The 22,872-nt window shown below is 44.6% G+C and carries 18 protein-coding genes and 1 pseudogene; 6 read left to right on the forward strand and 13 right to left on the reverse strand.

Annotated elements, in window-relative coordinates:
• Window positions 1-533: 533 nt before the first annotated feature.
• Window positions 534-1,606: pseudogene (locus QUA07_RS08840) on the forward strand (IS630 family transposase).
• Between the two features lie 388 nt (window positions 1,607-1,994).
• On the opposite strand, the gene QUA07_RS08845 reads toward QUA07_RS08840, so the two are convergent.
• From QUA07_RS08845 to QUA07_RS08855, 3 genes are all read right to left on the reverse strand, one after another.
• Window positions 1,995-3,506, reverse strand: coding sequence for an HlyD family efflux transporter periplasmic adaptor subunit (locus QUA07_RS08845; RefSeq protein WP_333324213.1), 1,512 nt, complete (start codon window positions 3,504-3,506; stop codon window positions 1,995-1,997).
• Window positions 3,499-5,736 (reverse strand): peptidase domain-containing ABC transporter, encoded by a 2,238-nt coding sequence (locus tag QUA07_RS08850; protein ID WP_333324215.1) that lies wholly within the window; start codon window positions 5,734-5,736, stop codon window positions 3,499-3,501. The genes QUA07_RS08845 and QUA07_RS08850 overlap by 8 nt, the downstream gene beginning before the upstream one ends.
• Before the next feature lie 152 nt (window positions 5,737-5,888).
• Window positions 5,889-6,284: a hypothetical protein gene (locus QUA07_RS08855; RefSeq protein WP_333324217.1), complete on the reverse strand. Its 396-nt coding sequence runs from the start codon at window positions 6,282-6,284 to the stop codon at window positions 5,889-5,891.
• Between the two features lie 446 nt (window positions 6,285-6,730).
• On the opposite strand from QUA07_RS08855, the gene QUA07_RS08860 reads away from it, so the two are divergent.
• A complete protein-coding gene (locus QUA07_RS08860) occupies window positions 6,731-7,201 on the forward strand; it encodes a helix-turn-helix domain-containing protein (RefSeq protein ID WP_333324219.1) in 471 nt (156 codons plus the stop codon).
• A 270-nt stretch (window positions 7,202-7,471) separates the two neighbouring features.
• Here the strand turns inward: QUA07_RS08860 and QUA07_RS08865 are convergent, their stop codons facing one another.
• The 5 genes from QUA07_RS08865 to QUA07_RS08885 form a co-directional block, all read right to left on the reverse strand.
• Window positions 7,472-7,738 (reverse strand): ISAs1 family transposase, encoded by a 267-nt coding sequence (locus QUA07_RS08865; protein ID WP_445242825.1) that lies wholly within the window; start codon window positions 7,736-7,738, stop codon window positions 7,472-7,474.
• Window positions 7,739-7,911: 173 nt separating this feature from the next.
• Entirely contained in the window at window positions 7,912-8,388 is a 477-nt protein-coding gene (locus tag QUA07_RS08870) for a transposase (protein ID WP_333324221.1), read from the reverse strand.
• Window positions 8,389-8,508: 120 nt separating this feature from the next.
• Entirely contained in the window at window positions 8,509-8,922 is a 414-nt protein-coding gene (locus QUA07_RS08875; RefSeq protein ID WP_333324223.1) for a winged helix-turn-helix domain-containing protein, read from the reverse strand.
• Window positions 8,923-9,100: 178 nt separating this feature from the next.
• The gene (locus QUA07_RS08880; RefSeq protein WP_333324225.1) at window positions 9,101-10,198 is read right to left on the reverse strand and encodes a HAMP domain-containing sensor histidine kinase; all 1,098 of its coding nucleotides are present in this window, start codon (window positions 10,196-10,198) and stop codon (window positions 9,101-9,103) included.
• Window positions 10,199-10,435: 237 nt separating this feature from the next.
• On the reverse strand, window positions 10,436-13,771 hold the full coding sequence (locus QUA07_RS08885) for an amino acid adenylation domain-containing protein (RefSeq protein ID WP_333324227.1): 3,336 nt from the start codon (window positions 13,769-13,771) through the stop codon (window positions 10,436-10,438).
• Between the two features lie 512 nt (window positions 13,772-14,283).
• On the opposite strand from QUA07_RS08885, the gene QUA07_RS08890 reads away from it, so the two are divergent.
• The 3 genes from QUA07_RS08890 (at window position 14,284) to QUA07_RS08900 (ending at window position 17,984) form a co-directional block, all read left to right on the forward strand.
• A complete protein-coding gene (locus QUA07_RS08890; protein ID WP_333324229.1) occupies window positions 14,284-16,056 on the forward strand; it encodes an EamA family transporter in 1,773 nt (590 codons plus the stop codon).
• 285 nt (window positions 16,057-16,341) lie between these two features.
• Window positions 16,342-16,917 (forward strand): hypothetical protein, encoded by a 576-nt coding sequence (locus QUA07_RS08895; RefSeq protein WP_333324231.1) that lies wholly within the window; start codon window positions 16,342-16,344, stop codon window positions 16,915-16,917.
• 47 nt (window positions 16,918-16,964) lie between these two features.
• Window positions 16,965-17,984: a hypothetical protein gene (locus QUA07_RS08900; RefSeq protein ID WP_333324233.1), complete on the forward strand. Its 1,020-nt coding sequence runs from the start codon at window positions 16,965-16,967 to the stop codon at window positions 17,982-17,984.
• Here the strand turns inward: QUA07_RS08900 and QUA07_RS08905 are convergent.
• From QUA07_RS08905 to QUA07_RS08925, 5 genes are all read right to left on the reverse strand, one after another.
• Window positions 17,965-18,315, reverse strand: a complete 351-nt coding sequence (locus tag QUA07_RS08905; protein WP_333292640.1) for a hypothetical protein — start codon at window positions 18,313-18,315, stop codon at window positions 17,965-17,967. The two genes, QUA07_RS08900 and QUA07_RS08905, sit on opposite strands and share 20 nt — an antisense overlap.
• Before the next feature lie 64 nt (window positions 18,316-18,379).
• The gene (locus QUA07_RS08910) at window positions 18,380-20,374 is read right to left on the reverse strand and encodes a bifunctional serine/threonine-protein kinase/formylglycine-generating enzyme family protein (RefSeq protein WP_333324235.1); all 1,995 of its coding nucleotides are present in this window, start codon (window positions 20,372-20,374) and stop codon (window positions 18,380-18,382) included.
• Window positions 20,375-20,801: 427 nt separating this feature from the next.
• Window positions 20,802-20,954, reverse strand: coding sequence for a hypothetical protein (locus QUA07_RS08915; protein WP_333324237.1), 153 nt, complete (start codon window positions 20,952-20,954; stop codon window positions 20,802-20,804).
• A gap of 109 nt (window positions 20,955-21,063) precedes the next feature.
• A complete protein-coding gene (locus QUA07_RS08920; protein ID WP_333324239.1) occupies window positions 21,064-21,492 on the reverse strand; it encodes an MAPEG family protein in 429 nt (142 codons plus the stop codon).
• 9 nt (window positions 21,493-21,501) lie between these two features.
• Window positions 21,502-21,924, reverse strand: coding sequence for a DUF6220 domain-containing protein (locus tag QUA07_RS08925; protein ID WP_333324241.1), 423 nt, complete (start codon window positions 21,922-21,924; stop codon window positions 21,502-21,504).
• 157 nt (window positions 21,925-22,081) lie between these two features.
• Between QUA07_RS08925 and QUA07_RS08930 the strand changes: the two genes are divergently transcribed.
• Window positions 22,082-22,834, forward strand: a complete 753-nt coding sequence (locus QUA07_RS08930) for a LuxR C-terminal-related transcriptional regulator (protein WP_333324243.1) — start codon at window positions 22,082-22,084, stop codon at window positions 22,832-22,834.
• The last annotated feature ends 38 nt before the right edge of the window (window positions 22,835-22,872 follow it).

The following is a 22,872-nucleotide window of genomic DNA, read 5'->3' on the forward strand; positions in this document are numbered from 1 at the left end:
ATGCTTTCATTAGGTTTGATTACACAATGATATTTCATTATTATTGATTGTACCTCATAACAGCGGGAACCGCTGTATATCTCTCTGCCACTTATGTTATACCAATAATGAAATGCTGTGTAACTATTGGATTGCCTAACTAAATTAGCTGATGGGTTTGAATTTTCTAACTAGCAACCTCATAGATACTCCAACTCTATAGAACCCATTTGACATCTTAGAGAGAGGCTGCAAGCCTCTTCTACTTTTGCCGAATTTTGGGTAACTTAATAATGAAGAGGATCGAGTTTAAATTATGTGACTAGGTTGAAGCGAATTAAATAAATTAAAGCATCGCTTTACTTTGAAATAAGCAAACTTTTTCTAACCAAAAAATTGCCGTCGAATGTGATTGGCAGTCCTTCTCCATCTAAAATCCGTCGTAAATTACGTTGACTTTCGCAGTCACCGACTCGTTGAATCTAGCGTTGATATTTATACCATTTTTTTAAAGATGTGATAGACTTTTGTAAAAAGGAAAGGAGAGAATTACAATGTCTGGTCGTCCGCATATAAAGATTACCGAATCAGTAGAAGATTTACGAGAAATCCTCAAAAATCAAAAAAGAATCCTAGCTTATAACAAAGTTCAAATGCTTTACTTATTTCAGTCAAAACAAGTAGAAACTGTGCGCGAAATATCGGCAGTTTTAGGTAAAAGTGAGGCAACAATTCATCGTTGGCTTTCTCAATATAAAGAGGGCGGTCTGGAAAATTTGTTAAAAAATCGGCAGGTTTTTGGTCGCCCAAAAAAGTTCTCCGTTGAAATAGCAGCGACCTTGCAACAAGAGTTGAGAGATCCCGAAGGATTTAAGAGTTATAAAGAAGTTCATCTTTGGCTCTGGTTGATTAAAGGAATAGCCAGTAGTTACTCGGCTGTATATTTCTTGTTGAGAGAATAATTAAAAAGTAAATTAAAAATTCCAAGACCTCGCAGTATTTCTCAGAAATCTACGGCAATTAATGAATTTAAAAATAACTTGCATCAACAGATAAAAGCTTTACTAGAGAAAGCTTTACCTCAAGTAAACAAATATAAAAACGTCACTTATTGGTGAGCGTGATGAAACGCGGATAGGGCTGCATACAATTCGTCGGCGCAAGCTGACGCTTTCAGGCGTAAAGCCCATCGGGAAGCATCAATGGAAATTTGAGTGTTTTTGGCTGTATGGGGCAGTATCTATCCCTACTGGAAAAAGTTTTTTTTGGGAGTTTTCCCATTTAGACAAAGTTTGTTTTGGAGCATATTTACAACTTTTGTCAATACAATATCCTGAGCAATTACACATCATTCAAGTTGATAACGCACCAGCTCATAAGTTGGACTCATCTGAATTACCAGACAATGTTATTTTACTATTTCAGCCTCCGGCTTGTCCCGAAGTAAATCCGACAGAAAGAGTGTGGGAATATCTGAAAGATTTTTTAGCGAAAGTCGGTGTTTAGTAATCTTGACGAACTCCGCATAAAAGTCCAGGAAATTTTGGCATCTTTCACCGATCGTGTCATTGGTTTTCTTACCGGATGGTCGTGGATTTTACATTCTTTATCTCTATCACGTCTTTAAAAAAATGGTATGAGTTCGGGCGCTCGATACGTCGCCCTAGTAGTTTTTGGATTAGATTATATGGTCAATGTTGGGTGGTTGAAATAGAATTCTGTCAAGATATTATTAGTGAATTAATGAGAATTAGGCGTAATAAACTACCATTTTTTCAGAGGGGTATGAGAGCTATGTTCTTGATTTTATCAATGTTTTGACGGGGTTGTCACCCCAGGGTAAACGCATCTTGTCAATAAGAAGGGATTTTAGCACAACAATAACTCTGCTTTATTGTTGTTTATTGAGAACTTTTTTTCCACCTGTAGCGATTTTGTTTCTACTCAAACGCTATATATGGGAATTTAGAAATTAGATGCGTTTACCCTGGTTGTCACCCGTCAGGTGAGTAACCTTACAAATCTGCGATTAGCCTTGCTTTCCGAAGAAAGAATTGGAGTACAGTCTCTTCTCTGGAAATAATATCGACTCTACCCTCCATCCCCAATTGGATGGAACACTGTTTTTTTCCCTGATGTAAAGCAAGGCTTTCTGGCTTAATTGTTACCTCATAGAAGGAACCTCCTGCAACCACTTTCTGCGGAGTAGCTGTTGTAGAGGTAAGCGCATCAGTACTATTCTTTTGAGGGGAAAACGTATCTGGGGAAATCGCTTTGACCTTACCTTTAAGAGTACCGTAATCTGGATAAGGACAGGCAGAAACTCGCAAAAGTACGTTTTGTCCGACTTTCAACTTGCTTTTATTCTCAGATGCCACCGCTGCTTTGATTACCAATGGGGCATCACTAGGGACAATTTGGGCCATTTCCTCTCCAGGGCGCACAGTTTGACCGGAGTTTCGCAGGTTTAGCTTAGAGATGATACCGTCTGCTGTGGCAGTAATGGCAGTCTGGCTGAGGTCGATTTCCACTTGTTTGAGTTCCCGGGTATCGCGCTTAACTGTTTGCTCAATTCCAATCCGTTGCTGGATGAGAGCTTTGCGTTCTTTGTCTAATGTAGCGACGGCGGCAACACCCGCAGCTTTTTCTTGTCCAATGCGCTCAGAAGCGATCGCAACTTCTGCATTACTCGGATTGAGCGCAGCCATTGCGCCTCGCCGTCTAGCAAAAGCTCCCACGACAGCTTGTTGCAACCGTTCAATTGTTTCTTTTTGTCCCTCAATTACCGCTTTTTGCGCCTCAACCGCTGACGATTGCTGGTCAGCAGCTAGTTGTGCTTCCTCCAATTGATTTTTAGAAAGCGCTCCTTCTTTGGCCACACTCTGATATCGGTTGTGCTTTGACCTAGCTGCCCCCAAGGCAGCTTGAGTCGCGCTTAAGTTAGCTTGTGCTGACTTTAACTCCGCAAAACCTTTTTGTAATTCCTCCTGGGCGATGCGGACGTTCGCCTCGGCTTCTTGGGCTTCAGTAACAGTAGTAATTTGTTTGTCTTGATAGTCCCGGCTGCGGTGCGAGAGTTCAGCTTTAGCAGCAGCAACAACGCGGGTGATGCGGTCAGTTTCGGCTATAATCTGCAGATTGAGGGCACTAATCTGGGCATTGATTTGAACGAGTTGTAACTGGGTCTGCTGGATGTTGCTTTGCAGTTGGCTTTTTTTCGTTTGAAGGCGAGAGTCGTCGATAGTAGCAATCACATCTCCTTTTTTGACAACTTGATTCTCTTTGACGGAGACACGCATAACTGGACCTTCCGTGGCAGCCTGAACGAGCCGCAATTCGCCAGCAGGACGGATGTTTGCCTCGGCTTTGACGGTGACCTTATATTTGGTCACAGAGGTGAGGGCGATCGCTATTCCTACAAAAGCAAGCATAACCACTCCGCCAACGGTAGTCCAACGACCAAGCGGCGGGAGAAAATCGCTGTCTTGAATTGGGGGCAGATAATCTGAGTTGGAGTTGTTAAGCATGATGGTTGTAATTGCTGATTGCGGGGACTCTGCCGTTGGAGTGAGAGCCAGAGGATTTCACCACCAAACCATTCGTTGCTGGGGCAATATCGTCTAAAAAGTCTAAGTGTTCGCCAGGAAGATGACGCAGCTCCTCTGGAGTGCCTTGGATTTTCAAGCGCCCTTCCTCCAGCAGTACAATCCAATCCGCTCGCCCGATGACTTTAGGGCGGTGGCTAATCATAATTGTGATTTTGCCCTGCCGGTGGTACAGCAGTTTATCTAGCACGGAGGCTTCACTTACGGGGTCGAGAGCGCCAGTAGATTCATCTAAAATCAGTACCGGCGGGTCAGTAACGATGGCTCTGGCTATGGCTAATCTCTGTCGTTGTCCACCAGAGATATTCGCGCCAAATTCTCCTAAAACAGTTTGATATTTATCGGGCAGTTTACTAATAAACTCATCTGCACCCGCAATCTGGCAAGCCTTAACAATTTGTTCAAAACTGATGTGGGGATAGCTGAAGAGGAAGTTGTCAATAATTGAGCGACTCCAGAAGTGAGGTTCTTGCGGGACTAACACTACTTGTTGTCGCAGACACTCCAAAGAAAGGTCTTGCTGGTTGTACAAACCATATCGGATATTACCAGATTGGGAAGAATATAAAGCAGCAATCAGTTTGGCAAGGGTACTTTTGCCACAGCCAGATTTACCAATTAAGGCAGTTACTTGAGCGCCGGGGATGGTGAGGGAGAAATCTTCCAGGATGTCAACTCTACCCGCGTGGTGAAAGTTGAGGTTGGTGCAGATAATATCGGCATCGCCCTTAATTTCTGCTTTTGGCTTTTTAAAGTCATTTTCGTCTTCCGGCGTGGCATCGATGACTTCTGTTAGGCGTTGGATCACAATTTGGGCAGTAATAAACTCATCAATTAACCCGATTACTGAACCCAGGAAGCCGAGAAAGTTGCCACTCAAGCCGCTATATGCCAGCAACTGACCGATGCTTAATGTGCGATTAATCACCAGGTAGCTGCCTAACCAGAGTACGGCAATACTGGTGAAAGTGGAAAGAATACTGGTGATTGTGCTGCTATAAAGCCCCAGTTTCATCGTAGTCCAACCCAGGCTTGCGAGACGACCAAAATTGGTCTGATACTCTTGCCAAGCTTGAGGGGTGGCTTGGGTGGTTTTTAGCACCTGGACACCGCGAAAGGTTTCGACGAGAAAGCCTTGGTTTTCTGTACCCAAGACAATCATGTTGCGGGTTTTCTGGCGCAAGGCTGGCAGAAAAAACAGGTTGACGACTGTAACAATGACAAAGGCGGCTAAGGAAGCTAGAGTCAGTTCCCAACTGTAGAACAGCATCAAGCCTAAGGAAACCAATGCTATAAAAAATTGGCTGGGTAAACCCAGGACAATTTGGGAAACTAGCTGATTGATGGCGTTAACATCAGCAATGCGGCTGACGACTTCCCCACTTCGACGCCCTTCAAAGTAAGATAAGGGCAAGTGCAGGAGTTTTCGCCCGTATTCTAGAATCAGCCCTAATTGCAGACGCTGACCGAAGTGACCGATGAGGTGAGATTGTACCAAACCGATCGCACTACTAAATAGATTCATGGCGATGACGCCAATTGCTACGGTGGTTAACAGTTGGGTATCTCCCCGCACCAACACGTCATCGGTGAGAAGTTGCATCATCAAAGGGGAAGCGAGGGAAAGCAGTCCGATGGCAATGTTGATTGCAATCGCTTGGACGAGAATGGCGCGATAGGGCCAAACGCGCACCAAATAACGCCCAAATCCGCCTATCTTATCCTCCGGTTGTTGATAAAAACGGCTGTCGTCTGCCTCCAGCAGCAGCATCACGCCATTGTCCCAACCCTTGACTAACTCCTCGCGGGTGAGGTAGCGGATGCCGACGCCAGGGTCAGCAATTACATATTTTTTCCCCTTTTGCCCGTACAAAACGACCCAGTGGTAGCCCTTCCAGTGAATGATGGCTGGTAGAGGAGCTTTATGCAATTGGTCAAGCAGTTGTGGGGAGGCTTTGACGTGGCGGGCATTGAATCCTAGGGCTTCTGAACCCCGACTCAAACCCAGAAGGGAGGTTCCCCGCGACCCAGTGCCGACTGCTTCCCGAACCCTACTGATGGCAAAGGTGCGTCCGTAGTGTTTGGCAACAGTAGCAAGGCAGGCAGCGCCGCAGTCTTCTTCACTGTGTTGCAGAACAATCTGGTATCTCATCTTTAGGAGGAATGACTGGTAAGAAAAGACAGTCGGGCAAAAAGCCCGACTTGATCGCGAGTGGAGTCTTTTAACTTAGATGTCTAAGGACCCAGAACCGAATACTGTCTTAAGACATCTAAAAGTTGCTTAGTCTGTCTCTTAGCCTTACTTTAGGTGGCATAGCCACGGTAGTATACGTCGTAGCTAGACCCACCTCCACTCACTGGTGCTCGCCTTAGCGCACCGCTGGTGTTGACTGCGGTAAACTGTCCCATTGAGTCATCATCATTTGGCCAGGGGTCAGCGTCGAAAAGTCGAACCTGTGCCGAAGAACCTGAAGCCGTGTAGCTTCGGTTAACGAAGCGAGTTTGCCCTGTCGTCATGCTGTAGTCTCCCCATATCTTTATGCCATTGACTGTGATATAGGTATCATCAGCGCCGATAAGGTCTGCACCAGCCCTGACGGCTTGAATGCGATCTATTACTACGCGAACTCCACCTTCTACGACAGCCGCTTCTGCGGGAGTTAATTCGCTAAACAGTTGTTCATTTTGATTGTCTTTCATCTTCCCTCTCCTTATGGAGTGTGAATGGAATTAGTTGTAGGTTGTCTAATGCCACTTCAATATTGTGAGATAGAATCTAATAATTCAAGGGGTTGAAGCTTATTTTTTATACATAACTAAAGGAGTTATGTTCTCATTATTCAAATCTTCCATTTCCAACAATAAAGGGACTTGGGTCTTCCAAATTAAAGTCCAGTGAGGCGCTGAGCTACTCCGACTCATGCAATCTGACATTTACGGTATGTCTCTAGGTTTATGGTCGTAGATGGTGCTGCTTCTGCCCTGTCATAGCACCAACGCCTGAAAAGCAACACTTCTGACCGTTCGCTTCACTATTGTTAACTCTTGTATCTTCTTGCACAATTCCTGGACTTTTGCGTCAGACTCTGGAGGAATAAGAGAACTAATTCCACACATCTACTGAACTTTTACAAGGAGGAATAGTTGTGGAAAAGCAGGGTCAGTACTTAACTCCTTTTCAGGAAAAGCTTCTGCTAAAGAGCCTAGAAGCTGATTTACGTCCAGAGTACCGTCGTCGCATTGAAATCATGCTGCTGGCAGATAATGGTCACTCTCAAGCCCAAATCTGTAGAGCCTTGGGGTGTTCTCCGGAGATGGCGCGGTACTGGATACTCATAGTACAGACAGGTCAGGCTCACCACTGGAACGACCACTCGATGGGGCGCCCCAAGACAGTTAACGAGCAATATCTCGCTTACTTGAAAGAACTCGTGACCCATAGTCCTCGTGAGTATGGCTATTCATTTCAACGCTGGACAGCGCAATGGCTAGGAAAGCATCTGGCAAAAGAACTGGGTATTAAAGTTAGCGATTGTCACATCAACCGCCTGCTTAAGGAGATGGGGCTTTCCACTCGACAAAGAGGTGAGAGTACAAAATTAGCTACTAATGGCTAGCCCTGTCAAGGTGGCTGTTGAGCCTGGTCGAAAAGTCTGGTAGTTGCCACATGCCGATGCCGCGCATCGCTTCCCAGGTGGCTCTTTCTTTGTTTTGACGCGTGAGGTTGTTCAAGGAATCTTTTTAAATTTACCCGAGCAGCAAAGCTAATAAAACCTCTGCAAGCGGTTGGCAAACGCAATGAGTAAAGAAACCAGAGTAAGCTCATCTAATTTGGTATAAATTGTACTTGACAAAAAGCCGCCAATAGCAGGGTAAGAGCATCTCAATCAGTCTTGACAAAAGGATTTGAGAAGAAGCATCATGTATTCATCATTTATTGCAGCCCGTTTCCTTTTCTGTCGCAAGCTAAGCTTGAGAGTGGTTTCTTGATTGACAGCATTCAGGGACATCCGTCTGATCACAGCCAAGTTCCGAGGGCTATTCAACGACCGAATGCGACATCGATCTTCATTGAAAGTGACATCTAAAACCCAGTGTTCTTGATTTTCAATACTCCAATGTTGGCGAATAGCGCGACCATTCCGCTTTAGCATCTACGGGTAAAGAACTTAGGTAAAACTGGAGTTCATGAGTAGCCTTGTTCCACAGATAACGGCAACATTCTACTATAGCAACCCTAAATGATTTTCTATATCTAGAGCAATCCTAAATGATTTTCTCTGTGTAAGTATATTGACGTATTTTGGGGAAATCAAATTTATGTTCCTTAGTAAAAAACTCTCTCCAAAAAAGTGACAATCTTAAAAGACCTACATAAATACCAATACTTTCTTAAAAAGTTTTTAGCTTGGAACCAAGTATCTTCAACTGGATTCTGTTGGGGAGCATTGGGAGCAAATAAAATACAAGTAATTGACCAATTATCAGGTTCTTTGTCACCATTTAGTTCTAATAAAAAGTCTCTAAATTCTCCATATTTATGATAACTAGCTCCATCCCAAATCAAGATAATCTTGCGATTTTTATATTTATTTTGTAAGTACTTTATGAGTTTAACTGTTGATTTTCCATCACCAGATGGATGGCTCTGAATATGGAATTCTTTGCTTTGATAATTGAGTGCACCCAAATAAGTTTGTCTATCTTTTTCATTGGTAATTGGGACTTCAATTCTAATTTTGGATTGACCCCAAACATAACCAGTTAGATCACCATGAAGTAGATGACATTCATCTAAAAACAATACTATTATTTCCCCAGACTCTATACCAGCGTTGTTTTTAAATAAAATATCGTTAATTTCTTCCGTCTTTTTTTTTACCAGTTCTTTATCAAATTTAGGATTGGTTTTTTGAGTTTTTTTTCAACTAATTTTCGCCCGATCGAAAAGTTCAGAGTAACTCTGTTTTGATTTATATATCACACCAAATTCTCGTTCTAAATAAGTAACCAGTTCATCTAAATTCCAATATTCTTTATTCTTTAACCACTCGATTACTTCAGTATTTTGTAGAGACGTTAAATACCCTTTTGACCCTTTATGTCCTAGTTTGAGTCCGGCGATGCCTTTAGTTTTAAATTGCTTTTTCCAATAACCAATAAAAAACTTACTTACACCCAAAATTTTGCTAATTTTATGGTAGATATTACCTGAAATTGCCATCCTTACAGCTATTGCTCGTTTTAGTTCTCTGGCATCGATATCACTTTTAATGAAAGATTCTAAACAATCTATTTCTTTTTCCCTATCTTTTTGTGGCAGTTGTAAGTTATTCATGGTTTTATTGTCACAATCAAGTATTGCATATAATTGTATCATAGTCTTGATAATGATTTAGGATTGCTATAGAGCGATCGCGTTTGCTGAAGCGCTTCCTCTCTGGGTCAGCTCAAAATGTGGACTGTGGATTCATTATTTTATACCTTATTTTTATTCTTAGTCTTAATGTCCCGAACTAAAGAATAACTTTAGGTAAGTTGATAATAAAGCTTGTCCCCTTGCCCTCTGCACTTTCAACCGCAAGTGTCCCTTGATGCGCCTCAGTAATATTTTTTGCTAAAAATAATCCTAATCCCCAGCCGGTTTGCTCCTCGGCAGAAATGGTTCGACGAAATTGTTGAAATAGGATGGATTGAGCGTCTAGGGCGATCGGATTGCCTTCATTATGAATAGTAAGGCTGATCTGCGTTTCAGTTTGCTGGATCGTGAGTGTAATCGGCGTACTAGGCGCACCATATTTCACAGCGTTAATTGCTAAATTTTCAATCACCCGCCGTATTTCTTTACGGCTGCAATAAGCCCTGATCTCAGACTCAGAGACTATAACAAACCGCTCTCCATACGCAAAGCTCAAATCTTCTACCACCTCTTGGACGAGCATCTCAAAATTGCATTCTTCAAATTCCATCTTTAAGCTCTGCCCTGCCCGCAGCCGACTCGCATCAAGCAGATTTTGAATCATCGAATCCAGCCGATTGATCGCATTGAGCATCCTTGCGGCCACATCCGTGTGGGTATCTCCTCGTTCCAGCCGCCGCAGAGTTAGTTGAGTTCCCATTTTTACGACATTGATGGGATTTCTGAGGTCGTGAGTTAACGTCACCATAAATAGTTCTTGAATATCTCGCAGCGTTTCGGAGAATTGAGTAGCCGCGTCATTAACGGCTTGCTCAATGGAGCCGATAATAATGTCTCTATCCTGCACTCCTAAAGGTGCTTCTTCTTCTAAAACTTGAAATATTACTTGACGGAGGAGGTGATACTCGAAAATTACGTGAGTCATCGAGTAGTCAGCATACCCCGCCCGTTCATGCCCATGCAGCTTGCCAATCCGCGTACTTTCTACCTCGTCGGCTGTGATTCGGGCAGATGTCCTGACAATTCTGTTTGAGAGTTCATCCACGAGTTGGTTTAAGTACAGAGGTAGGGAATCTTGCAAGACAAGAGAAGTTTGATGCGTTGATGCACCGACTTCATCACGCGCCCGCTTCTCCCACACCCGCATAATTTTTTCAGAATTTTGTTTAAGACGGTCAGACGCTTGGTTGGACATCGTTTCTGATTTTCGGGATGAGTCGCTGTTGGGAGAACATTTTCTCCCTTATTTATAATGCCCCGCGAGCAATTTTGCAAGTATATAGGCAGCATCAGCCTTTAGGATGTTACCAAGTAACAGGTCTAAATCTCCTCGTGAAACAGGCTTGAATATGAGTTCCCATTGCGGTAATTTCTACCGACAGGCAAATGCCAATTCCACAAAACAATCAAAATCATCCAATTATGTAAGGGCTTAGAATTCCACATCTTCTCGCTCATTTTCCTCTGTTCTGGGAGTATCCAAACCAGTCGCGGCCCAGCGCATTGTTTCAATGTATTTTGCCAGACTCGCCACAGTCGGAGCCTCAAACAAATTGCTGACAGATAACTCGACTTGCAAAGCGTCTCGGATGCGAGAAATCAACTGAGTTGCTAGCAGGGAATGCCCGCCTAGTTCAAAGAAATTATCGTAGATACTAACCTGCTGTTTCCCCAAAACTTTAGCCCAAATTTTCCCGATCGCACTTTCGAGATCAGTCCGAGGCGCTACATAATTTTCTGTTATATCCTCGCTGTCTGTATCTATCTCAGGCAAGGCGCGGCGGTCTACTTTGCCATTAGGCGTGAGTGGCATATTCTCCAACACTGCATAAGTTGCAGGAACCATATATCCTGGTAACTTTTCTTTCAAAAATTGGCGCAAGTCACTTGACTTAAGATTGGGAATTTCTAATTTTTCATTACTACCGTCAGGAATAACATAAGCTACCAAATGTTTATCGTCGGGGATGTCTTCTCTCACAATTACTACTGCTTCACCCACTTGTGGATGCTGGCACAAAGCCGCTTCAATTTCTCCCAACTCGATGCGGTAGCCGCGAATTTTTACTTGGTCGTCAACGCGGCCTAAAAACTCGATGTTGCCGTCAACCCGATAGCGACCTAAATCACCTGTTTTATAAAGGCTAGAACCAGATTTATTGCTAAAAGGATTGGGAATGAATGCAGCAGCAGTTAAATCAGGCTGGTTAAGGTAGCCTTTCGCCAATCCGTCACCGCCGACGTACAATTGACCCATAACACCGATCGCCACCGGCTGCAAATCCGCATCGAGGAGATAAATTTGCGTGTTGGCGATCGGGCGGCCGATGGGGATAGAGGTTTCGGTTTCGGTTACGTCTTGCACGCAATAATAAGCCGAAAATGTGGTATTTTCTGTAGGCCCGTAAACGTGAATTAATTTAGTGGTTGAATTTTGTTGGAGAACTTTTTTAACCCATCTGATATCGACGGCTTCTCCGCCAAACAGCAAGCAGCGCAGCGAATTAAAAGCTTGCGGTAAAACTCTAGCAATTTGTTGAAATAAGGCAGTTGTTAAAAACAAAACTGTGATTCCTTGTTGGCGCAGTTCTAAGGCTAAATCGTGAGGCGAAAGGGTAATATTTGTGCTAATTCCCACGAGTTGAGCGCCGTTAAGCAAGGCTCCCCAAATCTCGAATGTGGCTGCATCGAATGAAGCGTTTGATGCTTGGGCAATTTTATCGGTAGGTTCTATTTTTATGTAGTTGGTGTCGAGTACCAGCCGATTTACTGCTTTGTGGGTGACAGCAACTCCCTTGGGTTTTCCGGTTGAGCCAGATGTGTAAATAACGTAAGCTAGGTTGTCTGCTGTTACGGTGTTGGCGGGATTTTCGGCGCTTTCTTTGGCTATGTGTTCCCAATCGCGATCGAAGTAAATCACCGAGTTTGAGAAGTCTCGGAAATTCTCAATCAATTTATCCTGAATTAGCAAGACTTTAACTTGAGCATCTTCCAGCATCAAGTTTAGCCGATCGCGCGGATAGCTCGGATCTAACGGTAGATAGACTCCTCCCGCTTTCAGTATAGCCAACATCCCGACAATTAGGTCGATCGATCGCTCTGCACAAAGCCCCACTAAAACCTCCGCCCCCACGCCCAGTTTTTGTAGGTAGCGCGCCAGTTGGTTGCTCCGACTGTTGAGTTGTCTGTAAGTGAGGTGCTGGCTGTCGAAAGTTAGGGCGACATCCTCCAGATGCTGCAGGGCTCGCTCCTCAAATAACTGATGAATGCACTTATTTTGAGGATAATCTGTCCGAGTATCGTTCCATTCTCTGAATAATTGATTCACTTCATCCTCGCTCAATAAAGGTAAGTTAGCGATTCTTTGTTGTGGATTAGCCACAATGCTTTCCAGCAGCGTTTTAAAATGCCTCAGCATTCGGGCGATCGTAACTTCATCAAATAAATCTGTATTGTACACAGCTAAGCCTCGGAGGCCTTCCGAATCTTTCCACAGTTCGCCGTATCTGCTCCTAAAATTATCCGAAGCTTCCCACAAATGCAGCTCTAAATCAAAGCGGGTTGTTTGAGTTTCCAAATGAAAAGAACTCAACTTTAATTCTGGCAATTCTAGCTCCTCCACCGGCCCATTTTGCAGACCAAATACCACCTGAAACAGCGGGTGGCGATTCAACGATCGCTCTGGGTGCAATTCCTCGACGAGCTTCTCAAAAGGTACATCTTGGTGAGCATAAGCTCCCAAGGTTACTTCCCGCACCCGACCCAAAAAATCTCGAAATGTCGGGTTTCCCGAGCAGTCTGTTCGCAGCACTAAAGTATTGACAAAAAAACCGATTAATGCTTCAATTTCACTGCGGTTGCGATTGGCGATCGGCGAACCGACAACAATATCTTCTTGTTGCGAGTAGCGGTAAAGCAAAGTTTGAAAGGCTGCGAGGACTGTCATAAATAAAGTCGCTCCTTCTCGCTGCGAGAGCGCTACAAGTGCGTCCTTCAGCTTTTTCGGCAGTTCTAAATATTGAGTTTTTCCCCGATAATTTTGCCTAGCTGGTGCAGGGCGATCTGTGGGCAAATTTAACACAGAAATCCCGTGCAATTGCTGCCGCCAATAAGCTAGCTGATTTTCTAATACTTCACCTTGCAGCCATTCGCGCTGCCACTCGGCAAAGTCGGCATATTGAAGTGATAATTCTGGTAGGGGAGATGGCTGTTGATTTATCAAAGCTGTATAGATAGCTTCTATTTCTCGAATTAGCACCCCGATCGACCAATCATCGGAGGCGATGTGGTGCATATTTACCAATAGAATATGCTCGGTTTCTGTCAGCCGCAGGATGGTGATTCGCATCAGCGGCCCGGTGGATAAATTGAAAGGGCGAAGAGATTCTGCTGCGGAGAGTTTCTTTGCTTCTGTTTGCCGTTGTTCTGGGGGCAAATCTTGCAAGTCTAATACTTTTAAATTAGTCTTGAAAGCGGGAGAGATTATCTGCACGGGTTGGCCTGATACCGCGGCAAAAGTGGTTCGCAAAGTTTCGTGTCGCTGCACTATTTCGTTGAAGGTTTGCTCTAATGCTGTTAAGTTGAGAGAACCAGTTAGGCGCAGTGCGGTTACTACATTATAGAAAGGGTTTTCCGGTGCGAATTGGTCGAGAAACCACAAGCGCTGCTGGGCAAATGAGGCGGGGAAGACAAAGACTTCGGCTTCTGAGGAAATATTCAGTTTTTGTCGATCGCTTGTAAAGGAATTGTCATAAATTTCGGATGCCATATCTGTTGCTCTTGGGGGATGGGATGTGTTAATTTTTTGATGGCGCGGGGTGGCTTTTTCAGGGTGCGATCGCCTCTTAAAACTTTCGCGAGCAAAAGATCGGAACTTTTAAAATCATAAATCTGGGTGCGCGAGTGCGGGAGAGACGCGGGCAAAAGAAAGGGGGTTTCTGCCTGCAGGATCGAGTTATCCGTTGAGGGGCTAGGAGTCTCACCCCCCAATCAAATTTAGTCGCAGAAGGGGTCATTAGGCTGGTGATTCGGGTGCAATCGGGTGAGTTAGATGGGAGAATTACCGGGAGCAATCCGTGGAGAGGTCAAGTGTAGTATGATTTCTAATTGCACAAAGTGTTCTTGGGGCGCTCGCAATTTTCTCACATTTCTAGCTTAGCGACTACTATTGATTAAACAGTGTTCGCAATCTTTTAGAGCCACTCACTAGAAGTTGCGACCTGATTTGTCACAATACTTAAGAACACAGAACGTGCAGTTTAAATTAGAGGTTATAGGCTAATGGCGCAGCGGAACGTATACTCGTCAAAGGGCGAGCCAGAGGATGCACAATCAGCAGAAGAAGTCCTTCACTCAGTAATGCAAGAACTAGACGCTTTGCATGAAAATGTCAAAGGCCAGTTAAATCAAGACATTACTCGGCTGCAAACTGAAAAAAATCACCTGATTGAAGATATTGAAGACCTGCGGGAGCAATATCGCAAATTGCAGTCTCAGCAAATGGAATCTCTGTCTGGGCGATACATTCAGCAGCAGCAATTGTGGCTGAAGCAGTTGGCTCAAGTTTTGGCTCACAATTTGCAGGATTTGTTGGTGCAGCGGTTCAACGAACTCAGTGCTAATTCGGGAAATTCTCTTAGCAGCCCTATTCCCAGCGGCGAGTTCCCGATCCCCCTGCCGCCGAGCAACTACGACGAACGGGCCTCGCAGTTGCTGGCGGCACTGGATGAAAGGATCGATCGCAGTTTCCAGATGCTGGAACAAGATTTAACCAGTTACGAAAGCGAGCTTTCTGTGCGGCTCAACAACATGAAAACCCTGGAACTGCAAGGGGAAGAGCTGTTACAAAATCTCGTAAACCGCATCAGGGAAGAACTCGAAGAAGAAGAAGCATATCTTGAGAATCCTTTCGATGCTCAAGATTCCTATGTCGAGGAATCAACTAATTCTCTTAATTCTGTCCGCCCGCAACTTCTGCAGGCAACACCTGTGGAAACGCCGCGAGAACCCGTGCCACAGCCTTCTTCAGTGCCTGCTGCAACTGTTAAAGCACCTTCTGTACAGACAGGTTTGGTGCTGGCTTTGTCTTCGGCAGTGGTATTGTCGCTATTTAATGTTTGTTTGAGAATTCTGATTAAAGGCAAAAATCCTCGGGTGGTTTTTGGCTTGTTTGAATTTCCGGGGGTGGTGACTCCGGGTTTTGGAAATTCTTTGTTGATTTTGTTGATGCGGCTGATCGTGGTGATGGCTTTGATGCCGATATTGGCGACATTTCTGTATCCTTCTGTATGGAAAGATATTAGGCGGTTGTTCGAGTCTGGCGATCGAGCTTTGTGGAGCAAGGTTTTAGGAAGCGCATTTTTTCTGTTTTTGTCTCAGGTTTTGATTTATTTGGCGATCGGCAATATTCCAGCGGGGATTGCGATTACGATTTTCTTTATTTACCCGATCGTCACCGTACTAGGTTCTTGGATCTTGTTTGGTTCTCGCCCTAGCAAAGTCGGCTTTTTCGCGATAGTGGGGATTACCGCAGGTTTGATTTTAGTTGGGTGGCCGAGTTTTGCGGTCCAACCTCCGGGCGGCGGCAATGTCGGGGTGGGAGTCACGGCTGCACTGGCTTCTGGGATTACCTTTGCAGGTTACGTATTGCTAACGCAAATGGCCGCCGGCAAGCTGCACCCAATTCCTTTTAGTTTAGTTAATTTCGCCGCGATTTTTGTATTTTCCTCCCTGAGTTTGTGGGTGCCACTGTCGGAAAATTTTTCTCCTAAAATAGACCAAAATGTTTGGCCTGGTTTGATTGTGGGAGGCGTTGTTTTAGGGGTGCTGACGCTGTTTAGCTATCTTTTGAATAATTTTGCCATCCGGTTCGCGGGGGCGGCCTTAGCGTCAGTCATTGGCACTTTGGGGCCGGCAATGACCGCACTCTTCGGGTTTCTAATTATCAATGAGAAGTTGCAGCCTGTGGCAATTCTCGGCATGGCTGTGGTGACGTTGAGTGTGGCTGCTATGAGTGTGGAACGCATAGTCGCTCCTCAAAAGAAGGCTGGTTGAGGTAATATTTTTCTTTAACGGTATAGCCTTTCTCAGGTACATGAGCTGCCAACCCAACCTACAGAAGAAAAACTAATACCAATTTTCTGTGAAGCTGCATAGAATAGATCCTTGACCAGAAAAGATTTCAGGCTTCCGATTCTATGCAGCTTCATACATAATTGGTATTAGTTGATACTGTAGGTTGGGTTTCCTTCCTCAATCCAACACAGGGTGTATCCACGATTTTTCATAGAAACCGGTTTTTTTGCCTTAGTCCTAATCTATTCAGTCTAGCTAAAAGCCATGCAAAAATTAACCATAAAATCGACATTTTTACTGTTGTCATTAGTCTTATCTTTAGGACTATCTTTGCCTGCGCGTGCAGATGTGCTGACACCAGGATATACTAAAGTTTATGCCTGTTTTAAAATTGATAACTTAAATAAATATCCTCAGTATTTATTTATAGCTGTCGTCCGCTCTGTTAACCCGAACCCGACACTCCCATATAGTCATAGAATCCTCAAGCCAAATCTGTGTTTTGGTGACCGCGGATATCGGATGTATAGCCAAGTTTACGCCCTGCCAAAATCAGCGGTTAAACCTGGAGAAATTCTCGCCGAACAACTTAAAAAATTTGATGAAAAAGATCGACGTTTAATTCCATCAAAACTACAAATTGAGCACTCGCGATCTGTCGCCGCCATCTTCGTTGGGGACATTACGGATGTATTGGAAATTGTTTCTATCAGTAACAACAATCTAGAATTAAGGGAGAAAAGCAGTAATTCTCAAATGTTTATTTTGGGGCTTTTAGTGCTTTCCAGCCTCGTCGTAACAGCTATAGTAATTTTTAGATGGCGCAAGCTGCCTAAATAGTTTCGCTTTAATGCTATCCGTTCTTGCTATAGCAATCCTTGCACCTCATGGAGACGATGGAAACCTTACCGCCAAGACATAAGTTGGTGCTAATAGCAGCAATTGTGCTTGTGCTAGCCTGCGCTCTGATATCAGTTGCTTTGCCACTAGCAACTTACACGCTCGCCCTGGCAATGTTTGGACTAGCTCACGTCATCACCGAATTGCGCTATGTTGATGGTCGTTTTAATTCTCGCCTGGGAAACAACTTACGTTTGGGGATGATTTGGCTCCTGCTGCTAATTGTTAGCTTCCGCACCTGCTTTATGCTGGGCTTGATTTCTAGCTTGCAGATCGCACCTTTAGAATTAACTTGCGTTGCGTGCCTAGCAGGATTAGTCGTTCCTAAACTCGCCTTGCGTAGTTGGCTGTGGGGTGCTTTTGGCATAGCAGTGGTGGCGGGAGTGACGGCAGGCATTGCGATCGCGCCTGCTATGTTGCTGTTGGTTTTTAGTATCTTGCACAACCTAACACCAGTTGGTTTCATCGCCGAAAGACTACGAGGCGAACGGCGACAGCGCGCTTTATGCTGCTGTTTGCTAGTTTTTGTTACCATACCGCTGCTAATTCTTTCCGGCTTGCCACACGCCGCCTTAGCTCAACTTCATCTGCTATCTCCCTCAGTTTCGCTGCTGAAAGCAGGGTCACTTTCCTCTCACTTGGGCGTATTTGTACCTCCAGAGCTGCACGGGGAAGCTATGGGCGACCGAGCTTTCTCTGCCGCCGTGTTCCTTCAGTGTATGCACTATGCGGTTGTTCTCGGCGTACTGCCTCACTGGGATGATGCTGCGAGTTGGGCAAAAGCTCGTACTTTCTTTCCTTGGCAAAGGGGCTGGCTGTTTCGCGGGACAGTTGCTATCTTGGGAACACTTTTATTTGTGGCTTTTACTCAATCTTTTACAGGTACTCGCAGCGTTTACTCGTTGGTAGCTGCTATTCATGCTTGGTTAGAAATTCCCATTTTGTTGCTGGCTATAGTTTGTCCTGCGGAAACAGGGTTCATCGAAGTTAAAGCAGTTGGTAGATAGCCAAGCCGCCGAAGAAAGAGGTGGCATTAGCAATTGCTGACAGAAAAAGTCCTTGCCGCCAGCCTATTTTACCTACTAGCGCGTAGAAAGCCCCTTCCGCTATCGTCACAATGATTTCGATCGATCCTGCTCGTTCTGGAAATCTCAAATAGGGAATCAGCATTTGGGAGCCGATCCAAGCTATGGGATGAGTTACAAGAGTAGCAATGCCAGCGCAGATTAGCAGCAAGAGCAGCTTTTTGTCAGGTCTTGGTTCCATAAGCTGTGCTAACAGCAGAACAGTTGGAACTTCAATTGCTAGCGAAATTAATAGTGCTAAATTTTGGGTCATTTTTTCTAGAGTTACAAAGGTGGGCGATTTTTGAAGGCGATAAATAATTGCCCTTGGACTCTGATCACTCAAAACAAACAGCTACTCGAAAACCCACAATACTAGCCTTGCAATCCGGCTGATATCTGAGGCGACACGCGCTGCGACAATTCGGAGGATGATCGTTCCAAGAACCGCCCCGCAACAACCTCAGCGAAGAGTCCGCGTCAGACTCCCAAACGCTACCATCCGCAGGCGCACCGTTATAATTATTGTGCCAAGAATCCGCGCACCATTCCCAAACATTTCCGTGGAAATCGTACAATCCAAAAGCATTAGGTTTAAAACTGCCAACATCTGTTGTTTGAAAGCGATAAACTCCCTTGGGCGCATCAGCGTAATTAGAATTTCCGTTGTAATTGGCTAACTCGCTGGTAATCGTTTCCCCAAAGTGAAACGGCCCCGTAGTTTGCCCCCGGCAAGCATATTCCCATTGGGCTTCGCTAGGCAAGCGATAATTCTTACCAGTTTTGCGAGAAAGTCGATCGCAAAACTCCACCGCCTCGTACCAAGATACATTTTCTACAGGTCGATTTGCACCTTTAAAACGGGCCGCATTGGGATTGAGAAATATTTTAATTTCCGGCAGCGCCGCCACTGCTGTCCACTGGGCCTGAGTGACTGGAAATTTGCTAATATAGAAAGAGCCTAAAGTTACTGGGTGCTGCGGTTTTTCGTCGCTGTCACCCCGATCTTTTGGAGAACCCATGAGGAAAGTACCGCCCGGAACAGATACCATTTCCAGCAGTGTACTGCTACCAAGATGTTCTTCCAAAAAACGCGCTTTGCCGCTGTTAACATTAGTTTGCTTCCCGCGCTTGTCTACTGTCACAAACTGAAAGTCAAAAGTGCTTTTGACAGCGACAATTCTCTGCAATGCCTTGTTCGGAGGCGGATTTGTGTTGAATTTTTCCCTGGGAGTGACAGAGATATTGCTATTGATTTGCCCGCTTTGATTGAGCGGGAGATTGATAGCAAGTTGTGCTTCTTTTGTCAGAAAAGAATTTATAGCAAGTTGTCCTCCATTAACACAATGGGGTTGGGGAGGTAAAGAATAGAGATTTAAAGCTTTGATTACTTCATCAGCCGATTGATATCTATTTTTGAGATAATCTTGAATTAATTTATCTAAAATATTTGCCAACTCGCTGCTGATTTTTGTGCCGGGAGGCAACCGTTCTCTCCACATCCAGCCGCCGTTGATCGGGTCATAAAGGTCATCGGCACCGTCAACTTTTGGCAAACATTGAGTTAGCAGTCTCAGGCAAGTTATTCCCAAACTGTACAAATCGCTTCCGGGGAAAACTTGACCGCGCATTTGTTCTACAGGCGAATATCCGGGCGTTCCTACCGTCGTGCCTACTTTGCTCATCAGGGATCCCGTCACTTGTTTGGAAATGCCGAAATCTATCAAAACCAACTCTCCTCGCCCACCCCTTCGGAAAGGTGAATTCCGAAAATTTCCCGCCTTTGGCAGGGAGGAACTAACAGAGGTGCGGCGCCGCATGATATTCTCAAGTTTGATGTCTCGGTGAATGACATGGCGATCGTGCACAAATTTCAAAATCGGCAAAATATCTGCCAGCAACTGCCAAATTTTTTCTTCGCTAAAAACGCCCTGCTGAGTTAATTCTGCTAGTAAAGTTTGCCCCTCAATCAACTCTTGTACTAAATAAAGTCGCTTGTCTTGTTCAAAATAAGCAATTAATCGAGGAATTTGGGGATGTTCACCGAGTTCGTAAAGTCGTTTCGCTTCTTGCTTAAACAATTCGGCGGCTTTTTCAAGTGCTGAGGTTCCTTGAAATTGGGGTACAAACTGCTTGATTACGCAGGGATCGTCCATGCGATCCGTATCTACCGCTTCATAAGTTCTGCCAAATCCCCCTTCGCCCAACAGTCGAATCACGCGGTAGCGGTTTCTGAATAAAGGGTTGAGGCCTTGCGATCCGCAACTTTGACAGAATTTAGAATTGTCGGGATTGAAAGGATTGGAGCAACTTGGATTAGAACAGTAGAACATATCTGGGAAGAAATGATCTGGTTAAGGTTATGATATCATGTCGGGTTGATTTGTTAATTAATATTCGGCTGGTAATTGGTAATTGATAATCGGTAATCGGTAATCGTTAATCGTTAATCGGTGGGTATTACCCCTCATTTGTGCGTTCCGAAGATATTCTGAGTTGGGAATTATAACTTGCTGACTCGCTCACTATTCTTTAACGTTGGTCTTCCTCGCCACATTCGCTAATCAACTGATATCAATCCCTCGATTTCTTAAACATCTGGTTAAGCAGATGACATCGGTCGCCTCCCGCACTAAACCACAAACCCTAGAATTATCTATTAAATGTTAGGAATCCGGCATCGAGATATTTAAACCTAAAGCCCGATCGCACTTTTGGCATGGATATTTCCGTGAGATCCAGACACCTGCCACATTCCGTTTAATACGCGGTTAAATTGGGAGTAAACTGCGATCGGCTGATATATGTAAACTTATCATAATTGGGGGAATCAATAATCTGTTCACAGATGCCAGTATGGTACAAATCGGCGATCGCCCAAACCAAAAAGCGATCGTACTCTCCGTATAACAATAAGACTAGAAACTCATAGAGCGATCCTCTTCGTTGGCGTAGCCCCCGTAGGGGCGGGCTTCGCTAACGCACCGAATTGAAGGGCGATCGCTCTACAGTAATAGCGTACCTACGTGCCAAAGTGGATAATGGCTGCGCGGATAGCGATGAACCACACCGCGAGCGTGGCAAATAGGTAAAGATAGAACCGAAGTATGATGGGATTGAATGTGCAATGGACAGCACTATGCAATGTGCGAAACACAACGAAGACCCACGCGGCGTTTACATACACTGTATCCACCTGCTTTGTGATGAAGAGGTATAGGACAAGCGCATAGAAAAGTACCGGAATCTCGAACAGGTTTTTTAGGTTATCCGATGGATTGGATACGCTTGGTGGCGAGATTTGTGCCAGTGCGGTCGGTACAGCAAAATCCTTTTGACTGAGCTTTCTACTGGTGATAAAACTGATACGGCGGATGTACATATACACCCAAACTATGAGTGTTAGAAACACTGTGGCAAAGAAGGGAGTGAAGATTGCATCTTGCGTCATTTATACCTCTCAAATTTGATTATGTTGATAGTTGCTAGATGATAAAGTTGACGATATGCGATGTACAAGGCTTGAAGAAACATAGAGTAACGTAAATCCAATTAGAGGATGGAGTATCTCTAGGTGAAGAGGACTTTTGAGATGAATGCTGCCAAATTGTAGTCCAAGTAGCACTGGCAAACTTGCGGCGAGATGTCGTATTCTGCGTGAGAATGGAGCGATAAACGACCATCCCAGTAATACTAATGACAATCCACCATACCCTCGCACTAGCCAAACATGAATATTCCACCATGCAGGATTATTGAAGTAGGCAACTCCCACTGTCAATAACTGAGCAATTAAGCAGACATTAAAGACTATTGAAGTCGCATAAAAGCCGATCGGCATCCAAGGTGTAGGAGTGCGATCGATTTCCAAATCTGTTGTCATGTCAATTTGCTTTTGAGACTATAACGGTAATATAATTCGAGTATTGCAATGCTTCTAGACCTCGATCGGGTACTCTTGTTGAAAATCAAGCAATTTGGTTACAAGCCCCCAGATTCATCCGTGGGGTCAATTCTAAAATCTAAAATCGGTTGACACCATGAGCATGACAAGTCCCTTGCAGCTTTTATTTGAAGCGATCGACCAGGTAAAGGACGAACAAGATTTGCGATCGCAAATCGTGCCCAAAATCGGTGAGTATTTTGCAGCTAAACGATCTGGAATCTTTTTCTTCGATCGACTTCCTTTAGCAGATAGCAATTTTCAGAAAACATTGAAAGTTGCGCTATCGATCGAACATAATCCTGTTGCACGTTATTTAGTGGAGCGCCATGCTGCTGTCCATGAAGCATTAGTGACATCATCACCCAAGGTTTGGACAATAATTTGTCCCCGCCCCGATCATTGGCACGTGATGGCGGGGCCGATCGTCAGCGGTGGTCAATTAGTGGGTGTAGTGGGTTATACGCGCGAACAGTCAATGCCCGCCTTTGATACACAAAATCTAGCGGATTTGAGTGCGATCTGTTTGCATTTGTCTGTTTGGGCTGCAACAGTGCGCGCGGCGAAGCTATCCAGTAGGGAATCGCAACACCAACCTTTCAAGAGCTCACGCCTAACGCCTCGTGAATTGCAAATTGCCGAATTGGTTGCTTTGGGGCGAACCAACGCAGAAATCGGGAGGGAACTTTGGATTACTGAAAATTCAGTGAAGCAAGCTTTGAAGCGAATGTTCCGTAAGGTTGAGGTTTCGTCTCGTGCACAAATGGTTGCACAGCTTTCGGCGACCAAATATAATTTGCCAAGTGTAAAAATCTCTCCATCCAACTTGATGCAGAACACCCACCAATAAACTTAATGCTAGAAACTCAGAGAGCGATCCTCTTCGAG

Source organism: Microcoleus sp. T3_A4, assembly GCF_036700465.1.
GTDB lineage: Bacteria > Cyanobacteriota > Cyanobacteriia > Cyanobacteriales > Microcoleaceae > Microcoleus.

What these genes read in the sequence shown, in the direction of transcription:
- QUA07_RS08850 (WP_333324215.1), bottom strand. Translation starts at nt 5,736, where the DNA reads ATGAGATACCAGATTGTTCTGCAACACAGTGAAGAAGACTGCGGCGCT.
- QUA07_RS08900 (WP_333324233.1), top strand. Translation starts at nt 16,965, where the DNA reads ATGGAGACGATGGAAACCTTACCGCCAAGACATAAGTTGGTGCTAATA.
- QUA07_RS08925 (WP_333324241.1), bottom strand. Translation starts at nt 21,924, where the DNA reads ATGACAACAGATTTGGAAATCGATCGCACTCCTACACCTTGGATGCCG.
- QUA07_RS08920 (WP_333324239.1), bottom strand. Translation starts at nt 21,492, where the DNA reads ATGACGCAAGATGCAATCTTCACTCCCTTCTTTGCCACAGTGTTTCTA.
- QUA07_RS08855 (WP_333324217.1), bottom strand. Translation starts at nt 6,284, where the DNA reads ATGAAAGACAATCAAAATGAACAACTGTTTAGCGAATTAACTCCCGCA.
- QUA07_RS08845 (WP_333324213.1), bottom strand. Translation starts at nt 3,506, where the DNA reads ATGCTTAACAACTCCAACTCAGATTATCTGCCCCCAATTCAAGACAGC.
- QUA07_RS08885 (WP_333324227.1), bottom strand. Translation starts at nt 13,771, where the DNA reads ATGGCATCCGAAATTTATGACAATTCCTTTACAAGCGATCGACAAAAA.
- QUA07_RS08895 (WP_333324231.1), top strand. Translation starts at nt 16,342, where the DNA reads ATGCAAAAATTAACCATAAAATCGACATTTTTACTGTTGTCATTAGTC.
- QUA07_RS08875 (WP_333324223.1), bottom strand. Translation starts at nt 8,922, where the DNA reads ATGAATAACTTACAACTGCCACAAAAAGATAGGGAAAAAGAAATAGAT.
- QUA07_RS08910 (WP_333324235.1), bottom strand. Translation starts at nt 20,374, where the DNA reads ATGTTCTACTGTTCTAATCCAAGTTGCTCCAATCCTTTCAATCCCGAC.
- QUA07_RS08930 (WP_333324243.1), top strand. Translation starts at nt 22,082, where the DNA reads ATGAGCATGACAAGTCCCTTGCAGCTTTTATTTGAAGCGATCGACCAG.
- QUA07_RS08905 (WP_333292640.1), bottom strand. Translation starts at nt 18,315, where the DNA reads ATGACCCAAAATTTAGCACTATTAATTTCGCTAGCAATTGAAGTTCCA.
- QUA07_RS08890 (WP_333324229.1), top strand. Translation starts at nt 14,284, where the DNA reads ATGGCGCAGCGGAACGTATACTCGTCAAAGGGCGAGCCAGAGGATGCA.
- QUA07_RS08865 (WP_445242825.1), bottom strand. Translation starts at nt 7,738, where the DNA reads ATGCTAAAGCGGAATGGTCGCGCTATTCGCCAACATTGGAGTATTGAA.
- QUA07_RS08880 (WP_333324225.1), bottom strand. Translation starts at nt 10,198, where the DNA reads ATGTCCAACCAAGCGTCTGACCGTCTTAAACAAAATTCTGAAAAAATT.